The organism is Rhodococcus sp. BE178 (genome assembly GCF_050433545.1).
In the GTDB taxonomy this organism is placed as follows: Bacteria; Actinomycetota; Actinomycetes; order Mycobacteriales; family Mycobacteriaceae; genus Prescottella.
Window position 1 is genome coordinate 322,504 of sequence record NZ_JBNPXA010000005.1, and the last position, 26,836, is coordinate 349,339.

The following is a 26,836-nucleotide window of genomic DNA, read 5'->3' on the forward strand; positions in this document are numbered from 1 at the left end:
TTTCGCTGTTCGCTCGACGGTCGACCTGTGGGGTGCAGCGGATGAGTGATTCGCGCTGCGTTGCAACGGTAACAGGGGCAAGCATTGCACTAATTCGTAGATGATCCATAAAAAATCTATTGACGATCCACGGATAACTGATACTGTGACTCGCAACACCAGAGGTGTTTCGACTTCTACAGCACTTGCGGCCCCCAGCCCGGGCCATCGCACAGCTGGCACATCCAGGCAACTGATCAGCCAATCCATCCAGAGCACACGGAGGTCTCTTCGATGACTGCTTCGTCCCACAGCGGCTCGTCCGCCGGCGTCACCCGGCAGTACGCGCCCTACGTCAAAGCCGATTGGGGCTACTCCAACCACTGGTATCCCGCGCTGTTGTCCGACGAGCTCGAGGACGGCACCGTCAAGGGCGTCACGATCGGCGGCAACGACATCGCCGTGCGCCGGTCCGCCGGCAAGGCCTACGCGGTCTCGGATCGTTGCATCCATCGTGGTGTGAAGCTGTCCGCCAAGCCGATGTGCTTGTCGGAGGGCACCATCACGTGCTGGTACCACGGCTTCACCTACGGTCTCGAGGACGGCAGCCTCACCACGATCGTCGGCAATCCCGACGACTCGCTGATCGGCAACGCCGGCATCCGCACGTATCCCGTCGAAGAGGTCAACGGGATCATCTACGTGTTCGTCGGGGACGAGGACTACGGAACCCCGCCGCCGCTCAGCAGCGATCTACCGGCCCGAGTCACCAACGACCCCAACGACACTCCGGTTCCGCACCTGCTGGACGAGGGAATCGTCATCCGGGGTATCCACCGCAAGCTCGTCGGCAACTGGCGTCTCGCCGCGGAGAACGGTCTCGACCCGGGCCACCTCCTCGTGCACTGGGACAACCAGATCCTGGTCGCGCTCGACCGTGCGCTGCCGTTGGGTGTCAACGCGCTGACCGACTCCGCGACCGAGGAGATCGACATTCCGGACGGGCCGAAGGGTGTGATGAACCGGTACGACCGTCCGGACCTGTACCAGCCTGTGCTGGACAACCCCAAGGTCAACATGAAGGCGCGCGGTACGGTGCCGCACTACTTCCGTACCTCGCTCTGGGTTCCGGGCGTCCTCATGGTGGAGCACTGGCCCATCACCGACGTCGTCCAGTACGAGTTCTACGTGCCGATCGACGATCATCACCACGAGTACTGGGAGATCATCGCCACTCGCGCCACCACCGACGAGGACATCGCCGAGTTCAACTTCAAGTACGACAACTTCATGCTGCCGCTGGCACTCGAGGGCTTCAACAACAGCGACGTCTTCGCCCGTGAGGCCACCGAGGAGCACTACACACGTTTCGACGGTTGGAACAACGAAATGCTCTGCGACATGGACTATTCCATCATCGCTTGGCGAAAGATGGCGGCGCGTCACCCGCGCGGCTTCTTCGAATCGCCCTTCCAGGACGAGGACTGACCATGTCGATCGCCCCGACCGACGCAATTCCGGAGTGCGCAGTGACCACTGAGAACAACGTCCACCTGAAGTTCACGGACGGAACCAAGACCATTTCGGTGCCGGCCGGTACCACCATTCTCGAAGCAGCGAACGCGGCCGGTGTCCGACTGGTCAGTCAGTGCACGATCGGCACGTGCGGAACCTGCGTCGGTCGGGTCGCGTGTGGTGACCTCGTGATGCCCGAGGGGCGGGTGTACTCGCTGCGGCAGGACGAGATGGCCGCCGGCCACCGCCTGCTGTGTCAGTCTCACGCCTTCGCGGAGTCCGAGGTGGAACTCGACTATCCGGCAGCGATGCTGGACGAGTACCCGGTGATCGTCACCGCCGCGAAGGTCGGTGCGGTCACCTGGCTCGGTGAGTCGGTGGTGGAGCTGCAGCTCAAACTTCCCAAGTCGGTGCGCTTCTCGTTCCGGGCCGGTCAGTACGTGCGGATGCGCGTTCCCGGCACCGACGAGTGGCGCTCCTACTCGATGGCGTCCGGCGAGCGTGAGCGCAAGAAGTTGGCCTTCACGATTCGAGTGCTCCCGTCCGGTGCGATGTCGGACTACCTGCGCACCGCCGCAGCGGTCGGCGACCAGATCGACCTGGAAGGGCCGATCGGGGGATTCGGGCTGGCGGACGATCCGGGACCGAGCCTGATGATCGCCGGCGGCACCGGCCTGGCCCCGATGCTCTCGATGCTCGAGACGCTGCAGACTGCACGCACCGACTTCCCGATTCGGCTCGTCTTCGGGTGCACCCGCGCGGCCGATCTGTTCCACCTCGACGAACTCGATGCGCGCCGGAGCTTCATGCGCAATCTGGGGGTCCGAGTCGTCGTCGACGAACCCGGCAACGAACTCGCACCCGTCCCCGATGTACTGACGGGCAATCCCGTCAGCGTCCTGACCCCCGAGGACGTCGCGCATCCGCAGACCTCCGCATACCTGTGCGGCCCCCCGGCGATGCTCCAGGCAGCCGAGGTACGCCTGCTCGAACTAGGAATGCCGGCAGAGCGAATCCACGCCGAGCAGTTCCTCCCCAGCTAGATCGCGATCGGACTGCGCCGCGCCGCGGTTCGACTTCCGAACAGAGGCAAGAGATGAGTATTTCCCGTCTGGGCGCTCTGAGCGTCGACGTCACGGACCTCGAGGCTTGGCGCCACGTACTGGTCGACCTCCTGGGGCTCCACGCCCGACCTCGCGCATCCGATCAGGACCCGCTGTTGATCCGAATCGACGACCACCATCATCGAATAGCGCTGTACCCCGCGACCGAGGACCGGATCCGGACCATCACGTGGGACGTGGACAGCCTCGAAGAACTCCAGGCCATCGCGGACCGTGTGACGGCCGAGGGTATTGCCGTCGAATGGGTCCCCGCTGGCCCGCCGGAGGAGCGAATGACGCTGGCGTCCTTCCGGTTCGTCGATGGCGACGGATTTCCGAACGAGGTCCGCTTCGGCCCGACCGTCGATCACCTCCCGCTCGCTCAGGGCGGTGTCATCAGTGGCTTCGTGACCGGCGAGCTCGGTCTCGGCCATGTCGTCCTCATGTGCAAGGACTACCCGGCGGCCGTCGACTTCTACACCCGCGTCCTCGGATTCCGGTTGACGGACTACATCGTGTGGGACGGCGCGGATGCGACCTTCCTGCACTGCAATCCGCGTCACCACAGCCTGGCGCTGATGAACGAGTGCTTCAGCTTCAAGGGTGGGGACTTCAACCACCTGATGCTGGAGGTGGAATCGATCGACGACGTCGGCCGTGCGTACGACCTCATCAACGAGGCCTGCATCGACCTGCAGATGACATTCGGCCGTCACACCAATGACGGTGTGACGTCCTTCTACCTGCGCACGCCCTCCGGATTCGCGATCGAGATCGGGTACGGCGGCGACCTCGTCGACTCGGACGAGTGGGAGGTCAAGACCTTCCGCTCGCCTTCCCGGTGGGGTCACGAACCGCAGAAGGCGGGGTGACCACGTTGTCCGGCGTCGCTTCCCCCTTCTCGGACATCCTGACCGACGAGAACGTCAGTGTCTCCGCGGTCGAGGGCTGTCTGGAACGAATCGAACAGCGCGACAGCGCGATCAAGGCGTGGGCCCACCTCGATCCCGATCTCGCAATGGAGCAGGCCGCGCTGCGCGATGCCGAGCCGCGTCGCTCGGCGTTGCACGGTATCCCGTTCGGTCTCAAGGACATCATCGAGACCGGCGATCAGCCCACCGGTTACGGCTCCGAGTTGTGGGCGGGGTGGCGGCCGGAGCGGGACGCGGAGGTGGTCCGTCGACTCCGCCGTGACGGCGGGGTGGTCCTCGGCAAGACGACCACTACCGAGTTCGCCACCTACCGGCCGACGGACACCCGCAATCCCCACGGGCAGGGACATACGCCCGGCGGATCGTCGAGCGGTTCGGCCGCTGCAGTCGCGGACGGTCAGGTGCCGTTGGCGCTGGGCACCCAGACCGCCGGGTCGGTACTCCGGCCGGGGTCGTTCTGTGGCGTGTTCACCCTCAAACCCACATACGGGCGCTGGCCGTTCGACGGCGTTCTTCCCGTCGCGCTCACCTTCGACACGGTCGGGGCGTTCGCGCGTCATCCTGCGTGGTTGGGGGCGGTCGATGAATCCCTCGCCACCGACGGATCAGAGACGCCGGCGGTCACGGTGCTGGCGCCGATACGGGAGTTGCGGGTCGGTGTGCTGCGTCCGCCGTGGGCGGACCGTGCGACGCCGGCGGCCGCCGCGCTGCTCGAGGAGTTTGTCTCCCGTCTGCGCGACGTGGTCGCGGACGTCGTCGATGTGGAGGTCCCGAGTGACCTGATCGCACTCGACGAGGCACACACGCTGCTCATGGCTGCCGAGGCCTCCGCCGCCCTCGCCGGGCGCATCCACCGGTCGCACCCTGACCGGATAAGCGACCAGTTACACAGGTTCCTGCAGGCCGGACGGCAGGCCCCTGCGAGTGAGATCCAGTATGCGCGAACAGTTCTGAGGCGAACGCGTTCCTTCGTGGATCGCGCGTTCGATGAGGTGGACCTGCTGGTGACGTTGGCCGCACCCGGCGAGGCGCCGGCGATCGCCGACGGAACGGGTGACCCCGTTTTCAACAAGCTGGCGAGCGTCAGCGGATGTCCCGCCGTCGGGCTTCCCGCCGGACGCGGCGTGCACGGCCTGCCGCTCGGTATCCAGCTCGTGGCACCAGCGCATGCCGACCAGGCGCTGGTGCGGGTGGCGACCTGTCTTACGGATCGTGTGGGCCTGGCATGGCGGCCCGGTGTATCGGAGGAGGAGACGAACGGTGACTGACGTATCGACCACCACGCCACTACCGCTCGACGACACTCGTCGCGAGATGTACGAGGCCGTGTGCGCGAAGCTGGACGCGGATCGCTTCCGCGACCTGCTCGTCGACCTGATCGGCATCCACAGTCCGACGGGCCGCGAGCGGGCCGCGTCCGAGTTCATGGCTACCCACCTGCGGGATCGGGTCGGCATCGACGCTCGGTACCAGCCGATCTCCGAGCACACCGGGAACGCGGTCGGGGGATTGCACGGCACCGGTGGCGGCAGCCGGCTCCTGTTGTACGCGCCCATCGACACCCACATCGATCCCGATTCGGATGTGCCGTGGGTAGGAAAGTCGTTGCGCCCCGACATGATTCCCGAAGCCAAGGTGGACGGTGATCTGGTCGTCGGGCTCGGCGCCTCCAATCCGAAGTGCATGGTCGCCGGTCTTACCGAAGTGATGCACGCCGTCGTCGACGCGGATCTTCCTCTGGTCGGCGACCTCGCGATCGGATTCGCGGGCGGTGGCATGCCCGTGACGATGAGTGGTCGTGACCACGTCGGGATGAGCAGCGGCGTGTTTCACATGCTCACGCACGGCATGGTGCCCGACCACGCCGTCGTGCTCAAGCCGTGGTGGGCGGTCTACCCCGAGGAACCGGGAATGTGCTGGTTCAAGGTGTCCGTGCGGGGCACGTACGGGTACGCGGGAATATCCAGGGGCACCGAGGGTTTCCGTTCGTCGATCGTTCCAGCGGCGACGGTGATCCAGGAGATCGAGGCGTGGCTGCCCGAGTACACCGCACGCAACACCTCAGGCTCCACCATCCCGGAGGGCTGGATCTCCGCGGTGCGGTCGGGGAGCCCGGACAAGCCGGCGTTCCCGTCGGCCACGACGGAGATCTACCTCGACCTCCGGGTCAACCCGCGGGTGACCCCGGGCGACGTCCGCCACCAGTTCGCGCAGATGATCGCCGACATCGGCCGCCGGCACCCCGGGGTCGACATGGACTGGGAGATGTACGGTTCGCTGCCCGGCGGCATGACAGACCCGGACAACTGGATCGTCCAGTCGTGCCGCCGCGGTTGGGAGGAAGTCGAGGGCACACCGTACGAGACGACGCCCCTGCTCGGCGGCCAGACCGACGGAACGCTCATTCGTAGACTCGGAATTCCCTGTGCCCGAATTGGTTACCCATGGCCGCCGGCCGCCGCGCCGGCAGAACTCAATGAGGGGCTCGGTGGCATGGGCGTCGCCTCGGTCACCGACGTCATGATGGCGACGCGTGCTGTCGCGTACGCCGTCGTCGACACCCTCACCCGTACCAGAGAGGAACTCGACCTGTGAAGCGTGTACTCAACATCGTTCCGGTTCCGGTCCCACCGGAATCCTTGGACGCCTTCGCCTCCCAGCTCTCCGCCGACTTGGTCCACCCCGACTTCGAGAACGTGTTCGTGTCGGCACGCGCGGGCGGTGGCACGCTCGACAGCGCGTACGAGACGACATTGGCCGATGCCTTCGTGCTCGACGCGGGGTGCCGCGCCGAGGAACAGGGCTACGCCGCGGTGTGCGTGAACTCGATGAGCGACTCGGCGCTCGCCGCACTTCGCTCGCGGTTGACGATCCCGGTCGTCGCCCCGAGCCAGGCCACCATGCTGCTCGCATGTCTACTGGGCAAGCGTTTCTCGGTCGTGACGATGTGGCCGCAGTGGCACGAGCTCTACCACAAAGCCGCCCGCGAGAACGGGCTGACCGGACGCCTGGCGTCAGTGCGTGACATCGGTGTCCGGCCCGACGCGGCGGAGCTGCTGGCCGGCAAGGAGGAGTTCGTGTTCGCCGCCGTCGAGCGGGAGGCGCGTGCCGCCGTCGAAGAGGACGGTGCTGACGTCATCATCCTGGGTTCGACCACGATGCACCAGAGTCATGCGTATCTCTCGTCTGTGCTCGATGTGCCCGTCCTCAACCCCGGAGTCGTCGCGTACAAGCTGTGCGAGCTGCTGGTGCAGACCGGCCTCGCGCACAGCAAGCGCGCCTACCCGTCCCCGGAGCGACTGCAGGACGATCTCCTGTCGGCAGTGGCCTCCGTCTTCCCGAGCAAGGACTGACAATGACGACTGAATCCAATCCGGAGATCGGACAGCGCCTGCGCACCGGATCCTTCGACACGAACTACCACGACGTCGGTACCGGCGCCCCGGTACTCCTGCTGCACGGGTCCGGCGCCGGAGTCTCGGCCTGGGCGAACTGGCGTGGGCTGATTCCCGTTCTGGCACAGAACTTTCGAGTGATCGCCCCCGACCTCGTCGGCTTCGGCTACACGTCGCTGCCCGAACCGGCACAGTTCGAGATCTTCGACACCTGGATCGATCAGATCCTGGCCCTGCTCGACGCGCTGGACATCCCGAAGGTGCACGTGGTGGGGAACTCGTTCGGTGGCGGCCTGGCGCTGCACCTTGCGACGCGATATCCGGACCGTCTCGATCGCATCGTGCTTATGGGCGCCGGCGGTGTGCAGTTCGACTTCACGCCGGAACTCGACGCGCTGTGGGGCTATACCCCGTCGGTCGCGAACATGAAGAAGATCATGGACATCATGGCGTACGACCGGTCGCTCGTGACCGCCGAGCTCGCCGAGCTGCGGTACCGGGCGACGTTGCGTCCGGGGGCGCAGGAGGCGTTCGAGAAGGTGTTCCCGCCGCCGCGGCAGCGGTGGCTCGATGCGCAGATCGTGCCCGACGCCGACCTGGCGAAGATCGAGCACGAGGTGCTGATCCTCCACGGCCGCGAGGACCGAGTGGTTCCGGTGGAGGCGTCGCGGCACATGTTCGAAACGATCCCCAACGCGCAGCTGCACGTGTTCGGAAAGTGTGGTCACTGGACCCAGATCGAGCATGCGTCCCGGTTCCAGCAGCTGGTGGGCCAGTTCCTCGGTGAGTCGCTCGGGCGTGAGGAGGCGTCGGCGTGAGTCCGCGTCGAGCCGATTGCCCGCGGCCGGTAGTCGTCGCGGGTGGTGTGGTCCGGTGAGGGTCGCGATCATCGGAGCCGGCGTCGCCGGCCTGTCCTCGGCGAAGGTGCTGAAACAGTTCGGGTTCGACGTCACCGTGTTCGACCGGACCCCGGACGTCGGCGGCGTGTGGAGTGTGACGCGTCGATATCCGGGGGTGACGACCCAGAACAACAAGGGCACCTATGCCTTCTCCGACTACCCGATGCCGCGGGACTACCCCGAGTGGCCGACGGGGGAGCAGGTGCAAAGGTATCTGGCCGGATACGCCGAGAGCTTCGGGTTGCGCCCGCACCTGCGCCTGGGCACAGAGGTGACGTCGGCGACTCAGGACGAGGGCTCCGGGAACTGGTCGGTGACGACCCGTGAGGTCGAGAGCGGCCGAACAGTGGAGCAGCAGTACGACCGACTCGTGATCGCGAACGGCATCTTCTGTGATCCGTTCGTTCCCCCGTATTCCGGTGCGGCGGAGTACGAGCGGGCAGGCGGCCGGCTGTGTGCCGCCTCCGACTTCCACCGTCTCGAGGACGCGGCCGGCAAGGATGTCCTGGTCGTGGGGTACGGAAAGTCCGCGTGTGACGTCGCGGAGGCCCTGAGCGAGGTCACGTCCTCCATGACGGTGGTGGCCCGCGAGGTCACGTGGAAGATGCCCCGAAAGCTGGGAAATGTGCTGAACTACAAGTACATCCTCCTCACTCGACTCAGTGAGGGGATGTTCGAGCACATCGAGCAGCGCGGATTCGGCCGGTTTCTCACCGGCCCGGGCAGGTTTCTCCGCAACGGTCTGCTCGGCGCCGTCCAGGCGATCACACAGCGGCAACTCCTTCTCGATCGCGTCGGATTGGTTCCCGAGGGGTCGTTCGAGCGGATCGTGCGGCACGCGGTGAGCCTCGCGACGGAACAGTTCTACGAGAAGGTGGCCGACGGCACGATCGGAGTACGGCGAGGAGCGGTCATCTCCTCGCTGCACGAGAAGGACGGCAAGCCGGTCGCCGAACTTGGCGACGGCGCAGTGGTGCCCGCGGACGTCATCGTATGCGCCACCGGATTCGAGCAGCGGGTGCCCTTCCTGACCGATGAGCTTCAGTCACGGCTCACCGACGACGTGGGTAACTTCCAGCTCTACCGGCAGATCCTGCCGCTCGACGTCCCCAATCTCTACTTCGTCGGCTACGGCTCGTCGCTGTTCAGTCCACTCAGTGCCGAGGCCGCCGCGCTCTGGACGGCCGATCACATGCTCGGTGGTGCCCGGTTGCCGTCACTCGAGGACCGGCGTGCCTTGGTCCGCACTCGGCTGGACTGGATGGTCGAGCGCAGCGAGGGTAAACCGGCTCGCGGAACGAACATCATCCCGTTCTCGTTGCGGCAGGTCGACGAGGTGCTCGACGAGATCGACGCGAATGTGGGACCCCTGACGCGGCTGGCGCAGTGGTTCCTGCCGGCGCGCCCGGCGTCCTACCGGCGGTCGACCCGCGTGCTGCTGCGGCGCCACGGCATCACCGCGGCGTCGTCTCGTAGCTAGAAGGCGGATGCAGGGGGCCTCGACTGTCGTCGCGCCCCCTGCGCCCGCTACATCTCGTGGCCCGGTCGACCGTTCTGCCCGGTCAGTGGCGATGATCCAGCCCGCGAAGCCTGCGCCGCGCGGGATACTCGTGCGAGGAGGTGCTGCCGTGGCCGAGTTCAGTGTGCAGGATGACCGGATTGTCCTGAGGCTGTCGCGTCTCGAACGGATCGCCGGAGTGCACGGTGATGTCACCGTTCCCGTCGAGCAGATCCGCGAAGCCGACGTGGTCGCCGATGCGTTCGCCAACATCCGCGGCATGCGAGCGTCGGGCCTCGGTGTTCCACGACGCCTGCGCATCGGGACCTGGCGGGGTGGGGGAGTGCGCACCTACGTTGCCGCGCGTGCCGGCGTGCCGGCCGTGCGCGTGCGCACCGTCGGCCGTGCGGCGGGCGCGGAGTTCGACGAACTGATCGTGACCGCGGCCGACGCGGCGGATGTCGTGGCGCGGATCCGCGCCGCCGCCGACGCCGACCGGCCGGGGACGGCCGAGCGGGACGTGGCGTTCGCGTCGTCGGACGGCACTCGCCTCGCCGGCACCCTCACCGTCCCCGCGGGCGCCGAGGCCGGACCGGTGGCGTTGATCCTCACCGGCTCGGGTGAGATGAACCGCGACGGCGACCATGCGAAGCTTCCGATCGGTGTCAGCCGGGCGCTTGCGGAAGCATTGGCCCGCAACGGGATCGCGTCGCTGCGCTACGACAAGCGCGGTGTCGCGAAGTCGGGTGGCGACTACTATGCGACGGGGTTGACCGACAACCTTGCCGACGCGGCGGCGGCGATCGAATGGCTGCGCAGCTCAGCGGGTTTCGCGCGCGACGCGGTCGGGGTGATCGGCCACAGCGAGGGTGCGTGCCTGGCGATGGCGCTCGGTGCGGACCGGACGGTGGATCCGTCGGCGGTGGTGTTGCTCGCCGGACCGGCGGTGACCGGCCGGGAAGTGCTGCTCTGGCAGTCGGGGAAGGCCGTCGACGGGTTGCCCGTTCCTACCCGTGCGATCCTGCGCGTGCTGCGGGTGGATGTGAAGGCCAGACAGCGCAAGGCACTCGACAAGCTGTATCGATCGACCGGCGACGTCGCGCGGATGGGTGGCCGCAAGGTCAATGCCCGCTGGTTCCGGGAGTTCCTCGACTTCGATCCGAAACCGCTACTGCAGAAGAATCATTCGCCGGTGCTCGCGATCACCGGCGCGAAGGACTTGCAGGTGGATCCCGACGATCTGGCGTCGATAGCGGCGCTCGTACCGGACGGGGTCGACACCGTCCGGATGCCGGACCTGACCCACCTGCTGCGCCGCGATCCGGCGCCGCCGTCGCTGCGGGTCTACCGGAAACTGGTGCGGCAACCGGTGGATCCCGAGGTGCTGTCGCTGGTGGCCGCCTGGACGGCCGGCCACCTGCGACGCGTCTGACGGACTTACCGGACGACGACGACGACGCCGTCGTCGTCGCTGTAGACCGTCTCGCCCGGGTTGAAGGTGACGCCGCCGAAGGAGACGGGAACGTTCTTCTCGCCGGAGCCGGTCTGGGTGCTCTTGCGCGGATTGGTGCCGAGGGCCTTGATGCCGATGTCGAGGGTGCGCAGGATCGCGGAGTCGCGGACTGCGCCGTTGACGATGACGCCGGCCCAGCCGTTGGAGACGCCGCGCCCGGCGATGATGTCGCCGACGAGGGCGGTGTGCACGCTCGCGTCGCCGTCGACCACCAGGACGCCGCCGTTGCTGGGCTCGCTCAGGGTCTGCTTCACCAGCAGGTTGTCCTGGAAGCACTTGATGGTGGTGATCGGGCCGGAGAACGCGGCCCGGGCACCGAACTGGATGAACTGGGTGTCGCAGCTGCGAATGTCCGGTCCGATCTCGTCGGCCAGATCGGCGGTCGCTACCTGCTCACTCATGGTTTCTTCCCTTCGTCGGTTCGCGCGTCCACCATAATTGACCGGTCGGTAGCTTGTGGAGGTCAGCCGCGCCCGTGGCGGCGCTCGTAGTCGTCACGGACCCGGTCGGCGCGACGCTGCGCCTTCTCGGCGACCAGCTCGGGGTCCAGGCCGTGGCTGTGCAGGCGATGCCGGCGGTACACCTGCATCAATGCGATCGCGAAGTAGACCAGCGGCAGGAACAGCAGCGCCATCATCGCCAGCGGCACCCACACGGGGCCGGGGATCAGCAGGAACAGCGCGAGGATCGGCAGGATCGGCAGCGTGAACCGGATGAGGTAGCGCACCGACGCGCCCGGACCGACCAGGTCCTGGCGCACCCAGTCCTGGTACTCGTCGGGCAGCGTCCGGCCGAAGAGGTACCCGACGTACTGCCCGAACGTGGGGCGCTGTGGTGCGGACATGGGTCCAGACTAGAGCGGCCCGCAACGGGAACGAACCTAGGTCTCGTACCGAACATTTGCTACCGTCGCGAACGGGCAGACGATGAACTCGACATCTGCACGGCAACAGGAGAATACGTGGACCACACGACGACTGCCGGTGGGCCCGCACTGAGCGTCTGCCTCGCCGCGACGGCCGGGTGGCCACTCGGCGATTCGCTCGCGATGCTCGATCGGATCGGCGCCCGGCGTTTCGGCGTCCTGGCCGCCACCCTGGGCGCCCAGGGCTGGGACACGGCTCCACTCGGCCTGGCAGGAACGGGGTCTGATGCGGACCCTCGCCGACAACCTCGATGCGATTCACCTCGTCCAGCTCGGCGACCACCGGGTCGAGGTCACGTCGGTGCCGAACCGCTGGGTGCCCGGCGACGGGCACATCCCGCTGGATCGGCTGGTGCGGGAGGTGCGCGAGTTGGGTTACGCGGGGCTGGTGGATCTCGAGCTGCTGGGTCCGGCGATCGACGACGAGGGCCCGGAGTCGGCGCTGGGGCGCGGGTTGGACTGGATCCGAACGCACGTCCCCGTTCCGGCCGGGATCTGATCGACGGGCTCAGGCGTACAGGTCGGTGATCCGGTCGGCGAAGTTGTCGACGACCTTCTTGCGCTTGAGCTTCATGCTGGGCGTGATCTCGCCGTTCTCGATGGTCAGTTCGCGTTCGAGGATGGTGAACCGCTTGATCTGCTCCCACCGGTTGAGCCCGGTGTTGAGTTGGTCGATGTAGGCACTCATCATCGCGATGGTCGGTGCCGCCGCGGCGACCTCGCGCATCGGCCGATCGCCCATGCCGTTCTCCTGGGCCCATTCGGCGATCGCCTCGCCGTCGAGGCTGATCAGCGCGACACAGTACGACTTGCCCTCCCCGTGCACGATGATCTCCCCGACGTACGGGCAGATGCCCTTGAACGTGGCCGCGATCGCGGACGGTGCGACGTACTTGCCGTTGGACGTCTTGAACATGTCCTTCTTGCGGTCGGTGATCCGCAGGAACCCGTCGGCGTCGATCGTGCCGATATCACCGGTGTGGAACCATCCGTCGCTGCTGAGGGACTCGGCCGTGGCGTCCGGATTGTCGTGGTAGCCGCTCATCACTCCCGGACCCTTGATCAGGATCTCGCCGTCCTCCGCGATCTGCACGTCGGTGCCCGGGATGGGCCAACCCACCGTGCCGAACCGGTACGCCGTCGGCCGGGCCACGAGCGACGCGGCACTGGTCTCGGACAGCCCGTAGCCCTCGAGGACGACGATGCCGACGGCGTCGAACCATTGCGCCACATCGTGATCCAGCGCCGCCGAGCCGGAGATGAAGAACTTCAAGCGTCCGCCGAACCGGTCCCGGATCTTCTGGAACACCAGCCGGTCGGCGAGGGCGTACTGCGCCTTCTGCATCGTCGACGGTGTCCTGCCGGCCTGCCGTGTCTTCGACATCGCCAACCCCACGCCGATCGCCCAGTCGAAGATCTTCTCCTTCACGCCGCCTTCGGCTTTCACCGTGCCGACGATGCGCGCGTACGCCTTCTCGAAGATGCGTGGCGCGGCGCCCATGAACGTCGGCCGGACCACGGCGAGGTTGTCGACGATCTTGTCGACGTGTCCGTCCACGGCGGTCGCGAATCCGATCTGCAGCGGCAGCGTCAGCAGGATCTTGCCGAACACGTGCGACAGCGGCAGCCACAGGTACTGCAGGTCGTCGGCGTCGAGGATCCCGACCGCGTCGATCGCGGCGGCCTCGTACGTCCACGCCGAGTGCGGCAACCGCACGCCCTTCGGTCGACCGGTGGTGCCGGAGGTGTAGATCAGTGTCGCGAGGCTGTCCGGCGAGATCCCGGCGATCCGCTCGTCGACGGCGTCGGGCCGCTCGGCCAGCAGGCGCTCGCCGAGGGCGGCGAGGTCGTCGAACCCGACCACCCACTCGTCGTCCGCGGGTGCGGTGCCGTCGACGAGCACCACGCGCTGCACGTCGGGGATCTCGGCGCGGTGCTCGCGCAGCTTCGCGAGCTGGGCCTCGTCCTCGGCGACCACGACCCGGCTGCCCGAGTTCGCGATGATGAAGGCGACGTCGGACGCCGTGGTCGTCGGGTACACGGTGGTGGTCGCGGCGCCCGCGCACATCACCGCCAGGTCGGCGAGCACCCACTCGTACCGGGTCATCGACGCCAACGCGACGCGCTGCTCCGACTCGACGCCCAGCGCGATCAGCCCGGCCGCCAGCGCGCGCACCCGCTTGCCGACGTCGGCCCACGTCACGCTCGTCCAGCCCGCACCGCCCGGACCGGGGAATCGGAAGGCCTCCGCCTGCGGGGATGCGGCCACCCGATCGATGAACATCCGGGCGACCGACGGCGCCCGCTCCTCGATCTTGGACCAGTCCACGACCTCGTCTGACGCGCGCGAAGCTGTCATAACCCGAGTCTAGAAACCCCCCGCGAACCCCTGAACGGGAATTCACGGCACGGTTCGGTCTCGAAAGTGCGCCGTGCATTCCCGTTCAGGGATTGATCAGCGGAGGTCCCGGCGGCGCAACGCGGCCAGTCCGGCGAACAGGAGTGCCGCGGCGATCAGCAGCAACCAGACGATCGGGGCGGCCTGGAACTCGCCGCCGGGCAGCTTGGGGAGGTGGGTGAACGGGACGACGTCGAGCAGGGGCTGCGGCAGATCGGCGACCATCCCGAACACGTACAGCGCCATCAACGTCCCGAACACCGCCCAGGCCGCGGGTGCGAAGCGCGGCAGCACCCCGAACAGTGCGACGGTGATGCCGGTGACCAGCCAGACGGCGGGCAGCTGCACCAGAGCGGCGCCCAGGATCCGGGGAACCTCGCCACCGATGTCGTCCACCGACGCGCCGTACGCGAACCCGGCCGCCAGTCCGGCGACGGTGAGCGCGACGGCGGGGCCGATCAGCGCGAACAGGATGTGGCTCATCGCCCACCGGTCCCGCCCGATCGACGCGGCGAGGATCGACTCTGCCCGGCCCGACTCCTCCTCGTCGTGCAGTTGCAGTGTCGCGGAGACGGTGTAGGCGCTGGACACCAGCCCCAGGATCGTGAAGGCCATCGCGATGAACGAGTCCTCGAGCGCCGACGGCCCACCGAGCCGCGCCAGGACCTGGGTGATGAGCTCGCTGTCGCCCAGCTGATCGCTGACACCGTGTGCGGCGCCGCCGATCACGAGTGCGAACACGGTCAGGCCCACCGTCCAGGCGATCATCGACCCGCGCTGCGTGCGCCACGCGAGCCCGACGGGGCCGGCCAGCGACGGCGGCGATGCCGCGGGCCCGGGCCGTTCGGCGATCAGACCGGCGCCGAGGTCGCGTCGGGACAGGAGGCGGTACGCGACGGCGACGAGTACGACGGTCGTGACCGCCGGTAGCAGCAGCACCCACCAGCGTTCGTCGGCGTACGGCCGCACCTGCTGGGCCCAGCCGATGGGGGACAGCCACGACAGCGTCCCGGAGGTAGCGTCGCCCACCGCGCGGAGCAGGAAGGCGAGCGCGAGGACGGCGAAGGCGATGCCGCGCGCGAGCCGTGCCCCGGTGCTCACCTGGGCGGCCACACCGGCGACGCCGGCGAACACCGCACCGGCGCCGAGCACCGCGGCGCCGAATGCGATGGAACCCGTTGCGCTGGTACCGATACCGATCAGACCGAGGGTGCCGACGAGCGCGCTGATCGTGGCGCCGATCCCCGCGACGAGCAGCGCGGCGGTGAGGCCCGCGTACCGGCCGACGGACGTGGAGTCGAGTAGTTCGGTACGGCCGGTCTCTTCCTCCGTGCGGGTGTGCCGGACGACGGTGAGGATCACGGCGACGGCCAGGAACGTGAACAGGTAACCGGCACGCCACGTGGTCAGGGCCCCCACGCTCGAGCCGAAGATCGGTCCTACCAAAGCGATTTCGGACTTCAGGGCCGCGGTCGACTCCGCGAACGCGGTGCGGGCGGCGTCGGTGGTGTACAGCCCGGCGATGGCCTTGCCGTACACGATCGGCAGCAGACCGATCGTGATCGACCACGCCGGCAGGATCAGCCGGTCACGTCGCAGGCACAGGCGTAGCAGTGCGCCGGTCCCGGCAAAATGGGCGGGCGACCGTCGATCCGTCCGGACCGACGCGACCGGTGCGGCGGTGGTGGTCATACCCGCACCTCCTCCGTCAGCTCGTAGTGCCGCAGGAACAGTTCCTCGAGCGTCGGGGGCGTGCTGACCAGACTCCGCACCCCGATGTCGCCGAGCGTGCGAATCAGCGTCCCCAGGGCGTCCGCATCCACCTGACAGTGCAGGGTGCGGCCGTCGAATCGAATGTCCGCGACCCCGGGAATGGCGGCCAGGTCGCCCGGATCGGCGGTGAGTTCGGCGGTGATCGACGTGCGGCTGAGATGACGCATCGAGTCGATCGTGCCGCTCTCGACCGTCCTGCCGGACCGGATGATGGTGACCTTCTGGCACAGCGCCTCCACCTCCGACAGGATGTGGCTCGACAACAGTACGGTCACGCCGCGCGCGCCTGCCTCGGCGATGCAGTCACGGAAGATCTTCTCCATCAACGGATCCAGGCCCGACGTGGGCTCGTCCAGCAGCAGCAGCCGGGCGTGTGACGAGAACGCCGAGATCACGGCGACCTTCTGCCGGTTGCCCTTGGAGTAGGTGCGCGCCTTCTTCCGCGGGTCCAGGTCGAACCGTTCGATCAGGTCGGCCCGGCGTGCGGTGTCGAGGCCACCGCGCATCCGCGCGAGCAGGTCGATGATCTCGCCGCCCGTCAACGACGGCCAGAGCGTGACATCGCCGGGTACGTAGGCGATCTCGCGGTGCAGTTCCACCGCGTCCCGCCACGGGTCGCGGCCCAGCAGTCTCGTCGTCCCGCCGTCGGCGCGGAGGAGTCCGAGGAGAACCCGGATGGTGGTGGACTTCCCGGCGCCGTTGGGGCCGAGGAAACCGTGCACCTCGCCCTCGCTGACCGTGAGATCGAACCCGTCGAGGGCGCGGGTGGCGCCGAACGTCTTCACGAGCTTGTCGATTTCGATGATGTTGGTCATGCCTTCTCCTCGGGAGACGGAATGTGGGGCAACGGATCGGCTGAAGGGTCCCTTTACGCGCTGCGGGCGCACGAGGGGTCCCTTCAGCCCGGGTCGGGGTCGGGGTGGACGCCGGTGTAGGCGTCGAGCATCGACGAATCGACGAACAGTCCCTCGGTGTAGACCTCGAGGCCCGGCAGCATGATCTCGTCCGTCATGTCGCGGATCGCGCGGGCGTAGTCCGTGGACCGGTCATCGTCGGACCGCATCTGCAGGTAGAGCAGGGTCGACCCGAGACTGTTCATGGTGAGGTAGCGCGCGCGTGCGGTCGGGTCGCGACTTGCGCGCACCCGCCCCTCGGCGACCGCCGCCTCGAGGTACGCCTCGACGCCCGCAACCATGTGCTCGAACAGTGACGTCGCGAGCCGCCCCCCGGCCTGGAAGCTGCGTACGAGGTACGCCACCAGGGGCGCGTACCGCTCGAGCTCCGACAACGAGGAGAGCATGCGCGCCGGACTGGACGCCGTCAGCACATCCGTCTTCTCGGCGATGATGATGCCGAGGACCTCCTCGTCGCACACCGCCCGTAGGCCCTGTTTGGAGCCGAAATGGTGGTTCACCAGGCCGGGCGAGACCCCCGCCGCGGTCGCGACGGCGCGGATCCCGGCGTCGAACCCCTGTTCACCGAACACGCGGATCGCGGCATCGCGGATCCGGGCGCGGGTGTTGAGGTCCCGGTCGGACGGAACAGCCATGGCTGAACACATGTTCAAAGTCTTACTCGCCTGTTCAACCCCCGCAAGGGGACGGCCGCGTTCCTGACGGGATCTTGACGGGAAACCGGCACAACGATTTTGGTCCCAACAAACACCCGATTGTGTTAGCTTCGCGAACAATTGACCCGCGATCCGGGCCTGCTGAAGTGAGGATGGACTTACGTGACGCTGAACATCGCCGACCTGTACGAAGCGGTCGCGGATGCGATTCCGGACCGGGTGCCGGTGGTGTGTGGGGACGAACGCCGGACCTACGCCGAGCTCGACCGCCGGGCCAACCGGCTCGCGCACCACCTCGAGTCGGTGGGAGTGCAGCCCGGGCAGCACGTGGCGGTCCATATGCGGAACCGGATGGAATACGTGGAGGCCCTGCTGGCCTGCATGAAGATCCGCGCGGTGCCGATCAACGTCAACTTCCGGTACACCGACGCCGAGCTGGTGTACCTGTACAGCAACTCCGACAGTGTCGCGCTCATCGTCGAGAACGAGTACCTCGCGACCGCGGGCGTGGCTCTGCCGCAGTGCCCGGGCATCGGGCACGTCGTCGTGGTCGGCGAGCACGACGGGCTGCCGGCCGGTTTCGAGTCCGTGACGGTGGTCGACTACGAGGACGCCCTCGCCGCGCAGCCCGACACCCGCGGCTTCGGACCGCGCAGTTCGGACGACCACTTCGTGATCTACACGGGCGGCACCACGGGGATGCCGAAGGGCGTGGTGTGGCGGCACGAGGACTTCTACTTCGCGGCGCTGTGTGGTGGGAACGTCGGCGGCGCCCCCCGACGTTCGCTCGAGGAGGTGGTGGCCGGCGCCACAGCCAACACCGAACCCTCTGCGTACCTGTTGATTCCGCCGCTGATGCACGGGGCGGCCATCTATTCGCTCCTCATCGCCTTCCTCATGGGTGAGCGGCGCGTCCTCACCCGTACGTTCGACCCGGCCGACGTGCCGCGTCTGGTCGAGGCCGAGCAGCTCGCGGGCATCACGGTCGTCGGCGACGCCATCGCGCGCCCGATCGCCGACGCCATCCGCGAACACGGGGCGGGCCACGACCTGAGTTCGTTGAAGATGATGGGCTCGGGCGGTGCGCTGTTCTCCCCGAAGCTCAAGGACGAACTGCGCGAGATGATCCCGGGCCTGACGATCAAGGACGCCTTCGGCGCGTCCGAGACCGGCCACGACGGCATCGTCGAGTTCGGCGAGGACGGCACGAAGCGAATCCGCTCCAACCCCAACATGATCCTCGTCGACGAGAAGTTCCGGCCGATGTCGCCGGGCTCCGACGACGTGGGCTTCATCGCGCGCAGGGGACACGTGCCGCTCGAGTACTACAAGGACGAGGCGAAGACGGCCGCCACGTTCCCGGTGGTCGACGGCGTGCGGATGGCGATCCTGGGCGATATGGGTCGGATGGAGGAGGACGGCACCATCCTGCTGCTCGGTCGGGGATCCACGTGCATCAACACCGGCGGCGAGAAGGTGTACCCCGAAGAGGTGGAGCAGGCACTCAAGACCCACCCCGCCGTGATGGATGCGCTGGTGGCCGGTGCCCCCGACGTCCGGTACGGGGAGCGAGTCGCAGCGGTGGTGCAGTTGCGGCCCGGCTTCGACGACGCCGATCCCGGCCAGATCGCCGAACACTGCCGCGTTCACGTTGCGGGCTACAAGATTCCGCGTGCCGTGGTGGTGGTTCCGTCGATCCGGCGGTCGCCCAGTGGCAAGGCCGACTACCGCTGGGCGCGCGAGGTCGTCACGGCGGGCTAGGTCTGCCGGGATTATCCGCCGCACATGCGTGGGGCCGGCAGTCGTACGACTGCCGGCCCCACGCATGTGCCGATCCGCTCACGGCGGCAGAGTCGAGATGTCGACCGCGAACTCCGTCGGCGAGAGGTTCTGGATCAACAGACGGGTGACGATCAGCCCAGGATGGCGCGGCGGTCGCGGTCCGGATTCGCGAGCAGCAGTGCCGCGACCGCAGCGATGGCGGCGAGGATGCCGATCACCTGAAACACCAGGGTGTAGCCGGCCGTCGGGGTGGCGGCGTTGTCGATGATCACGCCCGTCGCATACGGCGCAATGAGCCCACCGATGGCCATGGTCGCGAGGAAGGCGCCCATGGTGCCGGCCGTCTGCTGAGGTGGGCACAGCTCCGAGATGGCTGCGTTGATGAGAGGAAACGCCATGCTGGCGGCACCGTAGCCGATCGACAACGCAATAACCGCCAGCATCGGTACGTCGACGAGGGGCAGCGCCGCCAGAACAATCCCGCAGACCAGCACGCCGATGCACGGAACGATGATCCGTACCGTGCGGGAGCTCGCGCCACGTCCCATCAGTCGGTCTGTCACGAATCCCGAGGTGATCAACAGGATGAGTGTGACGATGGCGGGTATCGCGAGCATCGATCCGGCCTGCAGCGCGCTGTACCCGAGGCCACGTTCGAAGTATGAAGGGAGCCAGGTCAATACCACAGTAGACAGGCCGTAGACGACGATCGTGAGCGCGCCGCAACTGACGAATGTACGGGAGAGGAGGATCTTCCGCCACGGAACGCTCGCCACGGCGTCGTCAGCATCGCCGGCCTCGGCCTTCGGTGCCTTCCCCGTGTAGGGGCCCTCGGTCCAACCGATGAGCCAGCACACTATCCATGTGACGCCGAGGACGGTCAAGACTGCGACGGTGGTTTTCCAGCCGTAGTTGATGGTGATGAACGTGAGGACCGGGGCGAGCAGGATCTTCGCGATGGATCCCGATGCCATGAGGAAGGCGCCCGGCAGGCCACGCTTGTTCGGTGGATGCCAGGAGTAGGTCGCAGTGTGCATGAGCGCAGAACTCGGACCTTCGGCGAGTCCCAAGAGCATCCGACCCACGATGAGGGTCACCAGGGATGCCGAGATCAGCAGCGGCAGCATCACCACCGACCATGCTGCGGCGAGGATGAGCAGCGCCCAGCGCAGCGTCAGGTACTTGTTCAAGGGACCAGCGAAGAAGCCGCCGATCGTGAAGGTGAGGAAGAACAGCGAGCCGACCATGCCGATCTGGGCGGAGGTGAGGCCCAGTTCACGGGCCATCGGCTGGGCGATGATGCCCAGGACGGCTTTGTCGGCATAGTTGATGATGTAGAGAAACACGACGAGGCCCGTCATGCTCCAGGCGCGGCGCCGGTTGTCGGGTCGGCTTTGGGCGACTATCGGAACAGCAGTCTGCTCTGCGGTCATTCAGTCATTCCTTCGGGCTGATGCTCTCGACCCTCGTGGGCTGAAGCTCTGGATGTGGATGATTTGTTATTACGTTGCGCAAGAGAGTGATCCACTCGGGTATGGGCGGCAGTCGACCGCTCCGAAGGTGCGTGGTTGTGCCCGGGTGCGAGTGGAAGAGGCGATGCGGGGAGTCCCGCATCACAGACAATAGCGATGAGTGTCCTATCGAACAAACAATTGATTCGGGTGGATGTGATGGCGTCCTATCGGGACTGGGCTGAAGGTGTACAGACGTCCGGCTGTTGATGGAGTGCAAGACCACCGATTCCCCGTCATGAGCTTCGCTCTACGGAATCGGTTGATGCGCAACGTTATCGAGTTGCAGGGCTGAAGTCTTAGAGCAAGCCGGAATCGCAGTGTTCGCGGCGGTGGTCGGCGATACCGGGGTGCCTAGCTCAGGGGGAATCGTTGCTTGACGCAGTCGGTGATGACGTCGGCGACGCAGACTGCCCGCTATGCCGCACACTCTGAGTGCGGCGGTCACAGCACTCCTCGAGTGTGGACTGCGTGCCGCATGCGCGTCCCGCATGCGCGTGCCGGCTGCGCGTCAGTTCGGTCGTCGCCGGGTGGGCCGAAGGCATGCCCGGTCGCCATGTGGATTGTCTGAGTCGGTTCGGGCTTCCTCAGCATCGGCTGAACATCCCTTCGAGTGTGTGACCTGACTCACCGGGTATGAGCCAGGACTGATTGAACCGCTGCGACGCCGCTGATGTCAAGACCGATCTATCGATCGGTAAGTCAATATAGTGCCTGTACAGCGCCTTCTTAGTCCATTCGTTTCTGTTTGACAGAGATGGATTCTCACAATGCGCTGGTGTCGTGACCCGGCGCGTGCGCCGACGATGGCCCGTCGTCCCGGTGCGGTCGCGCCGTCCAGCAGTTGCGGAGGCCACGGTGATCCCCAAGGCGTCAGTGGGCAAGATCGACAAGAAGGCGCTGCGCGTGCAGTTCGTGCCGTACGTCGGTGATCTCGACGGGTCCTCCCGAGTGTGAGGCGGAACCTGCCGCGTCGGATATCGAAGGTCCTGGTCGGGTCGAGCATTGAGCGAAACGAATTGCGTAAGAGTTTCTTTCGAGCGCAAACAACGATCGGTCAGGGGCTTGTACCGGCCGCGGTTGTATACCGGCGGGCGACCCGACGGCTGCCAGGCGGCTTCCATGACCAGGCCCGGGACGATGTTGCGGTCCCTGCCCGGGACAACCGAATCGATAATGCACTCGATATGCGCGAGGGAGCCCTCGATCAGTGGTGACCCTGTTCTTCCTGTGCGCTAGAAGACATCGCCGAATTGGTCATCGCGCCGTTGCGCGATGAGGTTACTCAGCTCGAGCTGGCTCCCGCGAGCGCATTGATGCGGCAGGCACCAGATGTCCTGATCTGCTGCTGGCTCGTCGATGCCTTCGAGGGGCAGAACATTACGATCGGGGGATTGATCGAAAGGGATGAGAACGACTGACAGGTGAGGCTCACCGGTTGCCCGCCGCCGGCACCTGTCACGATCAGCACACCCGACGTGAAGTGCCCGAGATCATCCCGCAAGGCGCGACCTCCGTCCCGAACAACAGGGTCGGTGCTTATCTCAGGGGTGATCGACGAATCTCGAGTCTGCGTCATGAAAATACTTCTGGCAGAAACTGATTGAAATGTGATTGATTGCGACGTGCGACGCCCGCCGGGAACCGCCGCGCGCCCGGAAGGCCCCCGAGGTCCCCAGGGGGCGTCGCTGTTCGCATAGTTGGAGGGCCGGTATCGGGTCGGTATCAGAGCACTTCGTCACCGATCCCGAGGGACCGCGACCACAGATAACTGATGGTGTCGATCGCTTGGTCGTCGGAAGCCGGCCGTCCGGATCCCTGTGCGCTCATCCCGAGCCACAAGTAGCAGCTGTGCTCGAGCATCGACGAGAGCGCGGAAGCGGCGACGTAGGGGTCCAGATCCTGGTCCACAGAGCCTTTGGCCTGCATCGCCGAGACGAGTCGAGCGATCTTCCGCACACCCACTTCGCGCATACTCATCCATACCTGCACGAACTCGGAATCCACTGCCGCCGCGTGATGGACGCCGACCAACTCGGGCAGGAATTCTGTGTATGCACGCCAGAAGCCGGCGACATCCGATCTGAGGGTAGCCCTGGTGTACCTGCTGACGGGTGTGGCGTCGTCGCTCGGGTCGACAACAAGATCCATGAAGTCCTGCAACAACACTTCGAGGATCTCGCGCTTGTTGTCGAAGTAGTTGTACAGCGCGGCCGGAGACTTCCCGGCCTCGTCAGCGATGTCGGTGATCCTGGCATTGAGGTAGCCATCGCGCGCGAAGACCTTGCGTGCAGCATCCTTGATCGTCTGCTCGGTCTGCCGCCCCTTGGCCCCGATGCGTTGGCGGTCGGTTCGGTTCGTCTGCGCCACGCGGCTCTCCTCCAGTTCGAGTCTTGCTGGCACAAATCGTATCGATCGCGACGGAGCGGTGCGCTCAGCGCTAAGGCATCACTTCGGCCGGGAACATGCCCATGGTGTCGACGAGAAGGTCGTGCGGGAGTGCATCGACGTCGAACACCGCGAGGTGAATGTCCGGGTCGACCACTGTCTTCACCTCGTGCATCCGGTCCTTGGCCTCTGCAGGGCTGACATACCCGGTCAGGTCGGCCGCCACCGTTCCCGCGCAGTCTCGCCGTCCTCTGCGACGTGGACGTAGCACCCGGACCCCCGAGGAGTCGTTGCGGGAAGTCTTCGAATGTATCGGCACCACTCGAGTTTTGAAGTAAAGAGGATGCGCGCTGCGGCCGCCGTCGGAATCGCGGGTGTTGGAAGGGCTCTCGGAGCCGCGGTGGGGCGGCGAGCGCGAAGGTGAGCCCGCCTGGACATCCGCCGCTGCGGTCACGCTACTTGCCGGCGCGGACGGAGTCGGGGAGGGCTGGCGGGTCGGCTTGGAGGCGATGTCGGAATACACGTGTGGGCACGGATGGCTCCGAGCTGACGGAGCCATCCGTGCCCACATCGGGTACCGCTGAGGCGACAGCGGCGCTGCGCTACCGCCCGACGGCGAGGCGACGGAGAGAGGCCGGTTCAGGTCTGTTCGCTCACATGAGCGGGTCGACAGTTCCCGTCACGAGTGACGGCGAAGCGGCGAGGAGCGGACCGAGATCGGTGATGGCCCCCTCGCCGGCCCGGAACTTGCGATACGCGGCATCGTGCTCGGCTGATTCCCAGGTCTCGACGAAACGCCAGGTATTGGGATCTCTACCGTCGATAACCGACTTCACACTCACGCAGCCGGGGAATCCACGAGTCTCGCCGAGTACCCGTGTCATCACCTCGCGCGCCTTGTCCAGGGATTCCGGCTTGAAGGTCAACTCCAGTACTGCGATCAATTCCATGTCAACTCCTCGGTAGTGGGGCGAATGATGTGTCTGCGATTCGCAGACAGGTCGGTCCGACTGCTCTAGGACCTCGTCGATCGGTTCGGGGCGTCCGTGTCACCGGAACTCGGAGGCGATGTCCCGTCCGACGATCTCCTTCATGATCTCGGTGGTACCGCCGTAGATGGTCTGGATTCTCGAGTCGACATAGGCGCGTCCGATCGGATACTCCATCATGTAGCCGTAACCGCCGTGAAGCTGTACGCAGCGGTCGACTACGCGGGTCTGGAGTTCGGTCGCCCACCACTTGCTCATCGACGCGTCGACGGCAGTGAGCTCGCCGTGGCCGAGTGCGAGAACGCAACGGTCGATGTGCGACTCGGTGACCTCGATTTCGGTGCGCATCTCGGCCAGGGCGAAGCGGGTGTTCTGCAGATCGCCGATCGGCCGTCCGAAGGCCTTGCGTTCGAAGACATACGACTTCGTCCACTCGTATGCTGCCCGCGCCGCTGCGATCGCGTTCACCGCGATGGAGATCCGCTCGAGCGGTAGGTTCTCCATCAGGTGGATGAAACCCCGCCCCTCGGTGCCCAGCAGGTTGTCGGCGGGGACGCGCACGTCCTCGAACACCAACTCGGCGGTGTCCTGTGCGGCCAGCCCGACCTTGTGGAGCTTTCGTCCGCGGCTGAAACCGGGAGCATCACGTTCGACGACGATCAGTGAGAAGCCCCGGGACCCTGCCTCGGGGTCGGTGCGGCACACCACGATCACGATATCGGCGTGGATTCCGTTGGTGATGAACGTCTTCTGTCCGTTGATCACCCATTCGTCGCCATCCCGCACCGCGCTGGTCTTGACACCCTGCAGGTCGCTGCCTGCCCCCGGCTCGGTCATCGCGATCGCGCCGATCAGGTCACCGGCGGCCATGCCCGGCAGCCATCGCCGCTTCTGCTCCTCGGTACCGAGATGCACGATGTAGGGGATCACGATGTCGTCGTGAACACTCAGGCCGGAGCCGAACGAGGTGACCGCCGTCCGGGCGATCTCCTCCGCAACGACGTGTCGGAATCGGTAGTCGGTGACACCCGACCCACCGAACTCTTCGGGAACGCCGAGGCCGACCATTCCGGACCTGCCCGCCGCGGTCCACGCAGAACGATCGATCAGCTTGTCGGTCTCCCAGCGTTCGTAGTGTGGCTCGATCTCGCGAGCGAGAAACTCGCGGACCGATTCGCGGTAAGCCTGGTGGTCGGCCTCGAAGTGTCTACGCTGCATTCCGTCTCCTTGGCGGGTTCATGGGCGGACAGACACCTGCACACCCGGGTGTGCCCGAGTGCGCAGGTGAGTTGTTCTGTGTGTCAGAGGCGTTCGATGATGGTGGCGTTGGCCATGCCGGCGCCTTCGCACATGGTCTGCAGGCCGTAGCGTCCGCCGGTGGCTTCGAGGTGGTTGACGAGGGTGGTGAGCAGGCGGGTGCCGGAGGAGCCGAGGGCGTGGCCGAGGGCGATGGCGCCGCCGCGGGGGTTGAGCTTGGCGGGGTCGGCGCCGAATTCGTGTGCCCACGTCAGCGGGACGGGGGCGAAGGCCTCGTTGACCTCGTAGGCGTCGATGTCGTCGATGCTCAGGCCCGACTTGGCGAGGACCTTGTGGGTGGCGGGGATCGGGGCGGTGAGCATGAACATCGGGTCGTCGCCGGCGACGGAGAACGAGTGGAACCGGGCGCGCGGGGTCAGGCCCAGCTTGGATGCCATCTCCTCGCTCATGATCAGCACGGCGGAGGCGCCGTCGGTGAACGGCGAGGAGTTGCCGGGAGTGATGTGCCACTGCGCTTCGGGGAAGCGCTGCGAGAACTCGTCGCTGCGGAACGCGGACTTCAGGGCCCCCAGTCCGTCGGCGGTGGTGGAGGCGCGCACGGTCTCGTCGACGGTGTGGGAGACGGTGTCGCCAGCGGCGTTGTGCACGTCGATGGGGACGATCTCGGCGTCGAAGAACCCGGCGGCGGCCGCGGCCGCGGCGCGGCGATGGGATTCGGCGGAGTACGCGTCGAGGGTCTCGCGGTCGAGCTTCCACTTCGCGGCGATCAGTTCGGCCGAAATGCCCTGGTGGATCAGCCCTTCCGGGTACCGGGCGGCGATGCCCGGGCCGGCGGTGTCCTGGCCGATGGGGGAGGTTCCCATGGGGATGCGGCTCATCGATTCGACGCCGCAGGCGATGACGATGTCGTAGGCGCCGGCGATGACGCCCTGGGCGGCGAAGTGCGCGGCCTGCTGGCTCGATCCGCACTGGCGGTCGATGGTGGTGGCGGGCACCGTTTCGGGGAACCCGGCGGAGAGCAGGGCGGTGCGGGCGATGTTGAGTGCCTGTTCGCCGACCTGCTGGACGCAGCCGCCGATCACGTCGTCGACCAGGGCGGGGTCGAGGTCATTGCGGTCGACGATCGAGCGCAGGACCTGAGCGAGGAGTTCGACGGGGTGGGTGCCGGCGAGGGCGCCGCCGGGCTTGCCCTTGCCGGAGGCGAGGCGGACCGCGTCGACGATGACAGCGTTGGTCATGGGTGTTCCTTTTCGAATGTGTCGCGACCCGGCCAGAGCACTTGGATGCGGTGCCGGGTCGTGTCGGTGAATGGTTAGCGGCCCTGCCAGACCGGCGGGCGCTTCTCGGCGAACGCGGTCGGTCCTTCCTGCGCGTCCGCGCTGGTGAACACGATTTCCATGGCCTTGGCG

The 26,836-nt window shown here is 66.7% G+C and carries 25 protein-coding genes and 1 pseudogene; 12 read left to right on the plus strand and 14 right to left on the minus strand.

Features of this window, described 5'->3' with window-relative positions:
* Positions 1 to 273: 273 nt before the first annotated feature.
* From J2X34_RS12625 to J2X34_RS12665, 9 genes are all read left to right on the plus strand, one after another.
* Positions 274 to 1,467, plus strand: coding sequence for a Rieske 2Fe-2S domain-containing protein (locus tag J2X34_RS12625; RefSeq protein ID WP_114720388.1), 1,194 nt, complete (start codon positions 274 to 276; stop codon positions 1,465 to 1,467).
* Positions 1,468 to 1,508: 41 nt separating this feature from the next.
* A complete protein-coding gene (locus J2X34_RS12630) occupies positions 1,509 to 2,537 on the plus strand; it encodes an FAD-binding oxidoreductase (protein ID WP_429517529.1) in 1,029 nt (342 codons plus the stop codon).
* A gap of 53 nt (positions 2,538 to 2,590) precedes the next feature.
* Positions 2,591 to 3,469, plus strand: a complete 879-nt coding sequence (locus tag J2X34_RS12635) for a VOC family protein (protein ID WP_429517531.1) — start codon at positions 2,591 to 2,593, stop codon at positions 3,467 to 3,469.
* Positions 3,466 to 4,797: an amidase gene (locus J2X34_RS12640; RefSeq protein WP_429517533.1), complete on the plus strand. Its 1,332-nt coding sequence runs from the start codon at positions 3,466 to 3,468 to the stop codon at positions 4,795 to 4,797. The genes J2X34_RS12635 and J2X34_RS12640 overlap by 4 nt, the downstream gene beginning before the upstream one ends.
* A complete protein-coding gene (locus J2X34_RS12645) occupies positions 4,790 to 6,124 on the plus strand; it encodes an acetylornithine deacetylase (protein ID WP_429517535.1) in 1,335 nt (444 codons plus the stop codon). Before J2X34_RS12640 ends, J2X34_RS12645 begins: the two co-directional genes overlap by 8 nt.
* Complete coding sequence (locus J2X34_RS12650) at positions 6,121 to 6,882, plus strand: aspartate/glutamate racemase family protein (RefSeq protein ID WP_174907257.1); 762 nt, start codon at positions 6,121 to 6,123, stop codon at positions 6,880 to 6,882. The genes J2X34_RS12645 and J2X34_RS12650 overlap by 4 nt, the downstream gene beginning before the upstream one ends.
* A gap of 2 nt (positions 6,883 to 6,884) precedes the next feature.
* Entirely contained in the window at positions 6,885 to 7,742 is an 858-nt protein-coding gene (locus J2X34_RS12655; RefSeq protein ID WP_429517537.1) for an alpha/beta fold hydrolase, read from the plus strand.
* 55 nt (positions 7,743 to 7,797) lie between these two features.
* Positions 7,798 to 9,303 carry a flavin-containing monooxygenase gene (locus tag J2X34_RS12660; protein WP_254622704.1) on the plus strand — a complete coding sequence of 502 codons (1,506 nt, stop codon included), beginning with the start codon at positions 7,798 to 7,800 and terminating at the stop codon, positions 9,301 to 9,303.
* A gap of 148 nt (positions 9,304 to 9,451) precedes the next feature.
* On the plus strand, positions 9,452 to 10,753 hold the full coding sequence (locus J2X34_RS12665) for an alpha/beta hydrolase family protein (protein WP_429517539.1): 1,302 nt from the start codon (positions 9,452 to 9,454) through the stop codon (positions 10,751 to 10,753).
* A 5-nt stretch (positions 10,754 to 10,758) separates the two neighbouring features.
* Here J2X34_RS12665 and rraA read toward each other — a convergent pair whose 3' ends face one another.
* Entirely contained in the window at positions 10,759 to 11,235 is a 477-nt protein-coding gene (gene rraA, locus J2X34_RS12670) for a ribonuclease E activity regulator RraA (protein WP_429517543.1), read from the minus strand.
* A gap of 62 nt (positions 11,236 to 11,297) precedes the next feature.
* Positions 11,298 to 11,678, minus strand: coding sequence for a DUF5313 family protein (locus J2X34_RS12675; protein WP_114720494.1), 381 nt, complete (start codon positions 11,676 to 11,678; stop codon positions 11,298 to 11,300).
* A 307-nt stretch (positions 11,679 to 11,985) separates the two neighbouring features.
* Here J2X34_RS12675 and J2X34_RS12680 point away from each other — a divergent pair, with 307 nt between their 5' ends.
* On the plus strand, positions 11,986 to 12,258 hold the full coding sequence (locus J2X34_RS12680) for a TIM barrel protein (RefSeq protein WP_429517545.1): 273 nt from the start codon (positions 11,986 to 11,988) through the stop codon (positions 12,256 to 12,258).
* Positions 12,259 to 12,267: 9 nt separating this feature from the next.
* Here J2X34_RS12680 and J2X34_RS12685 read toward each other — a convergent pair whose 3' ends face one another.
* The 4 genes from J2X34_RS12685 to J2X34_RS12700 form a co-directional block, all read right to left on the minus strand.
* The gene (locus J2X34_RS12685; protein ID WP_429517547.1) at positions 12,268 to 14,118 is read right to left on the minus strand and encodes an AMP-dependent synthetase/ligase; all 1,851 of its coding nucleotides are present in this window, start codon (positions 14,116 to 14,118) and stop codon (positions 12,268 to 12,270) included.
* A 96-nt stretch (positions 14,119 to 14,214) separates the two neighbouring features.
* On the minus strand, positions 14,215 to 15,849 hold the full coding sequence (locus J2X34_RS12690; protein ID WP_429517550.1) for an ABC transporter permease: 1,635 nt from the start codon (positions 15,847 to 15,849) through the stop codon (positions 14,215 to 14,217).
* Complete coding sequence (locus J2X34_RS12695; RefSeq protein ID WP_174907269.1) at positions 15,846 to 16,745, minus strand: ABC transporter ATP-binding protein; 900 nt, start codon at positions 16,743 to 16,745, stop codon at positions 15,846 to 15,848. Before J2X34_RS12695 ends, J2X34_RS12690 begins: the two co-directional genes overlap by 4 nt.
* An 83-nt stretch (positions 16,746 to 16,828) precedes the next feature.
* Positions 16,829 to 17,479, minus strand: coding sequence for a TetR family transcriptional regulator (locus tag J2X34_RS12700; protein WP_429517553.1), 651 nt, complete (start codon positions 17,477 to 17,479; stop codon positions 16,829 to 16,831).
* Positions 17,480 to 17,662: 183 nt separating this feature from the next.
* Here J2X34_RS12700 and J2X34_RS12705 point away from each other — a divergent pair, with 183 nt between their 5' ends.
* A complete protein-coding gene (locus J2X34_RS12705; protein ID WP_174907272.1) occupies positions 17,663 to 19,261 on the plus strand; it encodes an acyl-CoA synthetase in 1,599 nt (532 codons plus the stop codon).
* Between the two features lie 152 nt (positions 19,262 to 19,413).
* Here J2X34_RS12705 and J2X34_RS12710 read toward each other — a convergent pair whose 3' ends face one another.
* On the minus strand, positions 19,414 to 20,715 hold the full coding sequence (locus tag J2X34_RS12710; protein WP_429517555.1) for an MFS transporter: 1,302 nt from the start codon (positions 20,713 to 20,715) through the stop codon (positions 19,414 to 19,416).
* Positions 20,716 to 21,576: 861 nt separating this feature from the next.
* Between J2X34_RS12710 and J2X34_RS12715 the strand changes: the two genes are divergently transcribed.
* Positions 21,577 to 21,750, plus strand: coding sequence for a hypothetical protein (locus tag J2X34_RS12715; RefSeq protein ID WP_429517557.1), 174 nt, complete (start codon positions 21,577 to 21,579; stop codon positions 21,748 to 21,750).
* A gap of 328 nt (positions 21,751 to 22,078) precedes the next feature.
* Here the strand turns inward: J2X34_RS12715 and J2X34_RS12720 are convergent, their stop codons facing one another.
* The 7 genes and pseudogenes from J2X34_RS12720 to J2X34_RS12750 all read right to left on the minus strand — a co-directional run.
* A complete protein-coding gene (locus J2X34_RS12720) occupies positions 22,079 to 22,372 on the minus strand; it encodes a flavin reductase family protein (RefSeq protein WP_429517559.1) in 294 nt (97 codons plus the stop codon).
* A gap of 146 nt (positions 22,373 to 22,518) precedes the next feature.
* Entirely contained in the window at positions 22,519 to 23,163 is a 645-nt protein-coding gene (locus J2X34_RS12725; RefSeq protein ID WP_174907279.1) for a TetR/AcrR family transcriptional regulator, read from the minus strand.
* Positions 23,164 to 23,233: 70 nt separating this feature from the next.
* Complete coding sequence (locus J2X34_RS12730) at positions 23,234 to 23,407, minus strand: hypothetical protein (RefSeq protein ID WP_429517562.1); 174 nt, start codon at positions 23,405 to 23,407, stop codon at positions 23,234 to 23,236.
* A 427-nt stretch (positions 23,408 to 23,834) separates the two neighbouring features.
* Complete coding sequence (locus J2X34_RS12735; RefSeq protein WP_429517564.1) at positions 23,835 to 24,131, minus strand: putative quinol monooxygenase; 297 nt, start codon at positions 24,129 to 24,131, stop codon at positions 23,835 to 23,837.
* Between the two features lie 99 nt (positions 24,132 to 24,230).
* Entirely contained in the window at positions 24,231 to 25,388 is a 1,158-nt protein-coding gene (locus J2X34_RS12740; RefSeq protein ID WP_429517566.1) for an acyl-CoA dehydrogenase family protein, read from the minus strand.
* An 83-nt stretch (positions 25,389 to 25,471) separates the two neighbouring features.
* Positions 25,472 to 26,665 carry a thiolase family protein gene (locus J2X34_RS12745; RefSeq protein ID WP_429517568.1) on the minus strand — a complete coding sequence of 398 codons (1,194 nt, stop codon included), beginning with the start codon at positions 26,663 to 26,665 and terminating at the stop codon, positions 25,472 to 25,474.
* A gap of 74 nt (positions 26,666 to 26,739) precedes the next feature.
* A pseudogene (locus J2X34_RS12750) lies at positions 26,740 to 26,836 on the minus strand (enoyl-CoA hydratase); the annotation flags it as partial.

Bases quoted from the DNA above. Each gene is read 5' to 3' on its own strand.
- J2X34_RS12625 (WP_114720388.1), top strand. From the start codon at position 274: ATGACTGCTTCGTCCCACAGCGGCTCGTCCGCCGGCGTCACCCGGCAG.
- J2X34_RS12635 (WP_429517531.1), top strand. From the start codon at position 2,591: ATGAGTATTTCCCGTCTGGGCGCTCTGAGCGTCGACGTCACGGACCTC.
- J2X34_RS12655 (WP_429517537.1), top strand. From the start codon at position 6,885: ATGACGACTGAATCCAATCCGGAGATCGGACAGCGCCTGCGCACCGGA.
- rraA (WP_429517543.1), bottom strand. From the start codon at position 11,235: ATGAGTGAGCAGGTAGCGACCGCCGATCTGGCCGACGAGATCGGACCG.
- J2X34_RS12675 (WP_114720494.1), bottom strand. From the start codon at position 11,678: ATGTCCGCACCACAGCGCCCCACGTTCGGGCAGTACGTCGGGTACCTC.
- J2X34_RS12680 (WP_429517545.1), top strand. From the start codon at position 11,986: ATGCGGACCCTCGCCGACAACCTCGATGCGATTCACCTCGTCCAGCTC.
- J2X34_RS12685 (WP_429517547.1), bottom strand. From the start codon at position 14,118: ATGACAGCTTCGCGCGCGTCAGACGAGGTCGTGGACTGGTCCAAGATC.
- J2X34_RS12690 (WP_429517550.1), bottom strand. From the start codon at position 15,849: ATGACCACCACCGCCGCACCGGTCGCGTCGGTCCGGACGGATCGACGG.
- J2X34_RS12695 (WP_174907269.1), bottom strand. From the start codon at position 16,745: ATGACCAACATCATCGAAATCGACAAGCTCGTGAAGACGTTCGGCGCC.
- J2X34_RS12700 (WP_429517553.1), bottom strand. From the start codon at position 17,479: ATGGCTGTTCCGTCCGACCGGGACCTCAACACCCGCGCCCGGATCCGC.
- J2X34_RS12710 (WP_429517555.1), bottom strand. From the start codon at position 20,715: ATGACCGCAGAGCAGACTGCTGTTCCGATAGTCGCCCAAAGCCGACCC.
- J2X34_RS12720 (WP_429517559.1), bottom strand. From the start codon at position 22,372: ATGACGCAGACTCGAGATTCGTCGATCACCCCTGAGATAAGCACCGAC.
- J2X34_RS12735 (WP_429517564.1), bottom strand. From the start codon at position 24,131: ATGGAATTGATCGCAGTACTGGAGTTGACCTTCAAGCCGGAATCCCTG.
- J2X34_RS12740 (WP_429517566.1), bottom strand. From the start codon at position 25,388: ATGCAGCGTAGACACTTCGAGGCCGACCACCAGGCTTACCGCGAATCG.
- J2X34_RS12745 (WP_429517568.1), bottom strand. From the start codon at position 26,665: ATGACCAACGCTGTCATCGTCGACGCGGTCCGCCTCGCCTCCGGCAAG.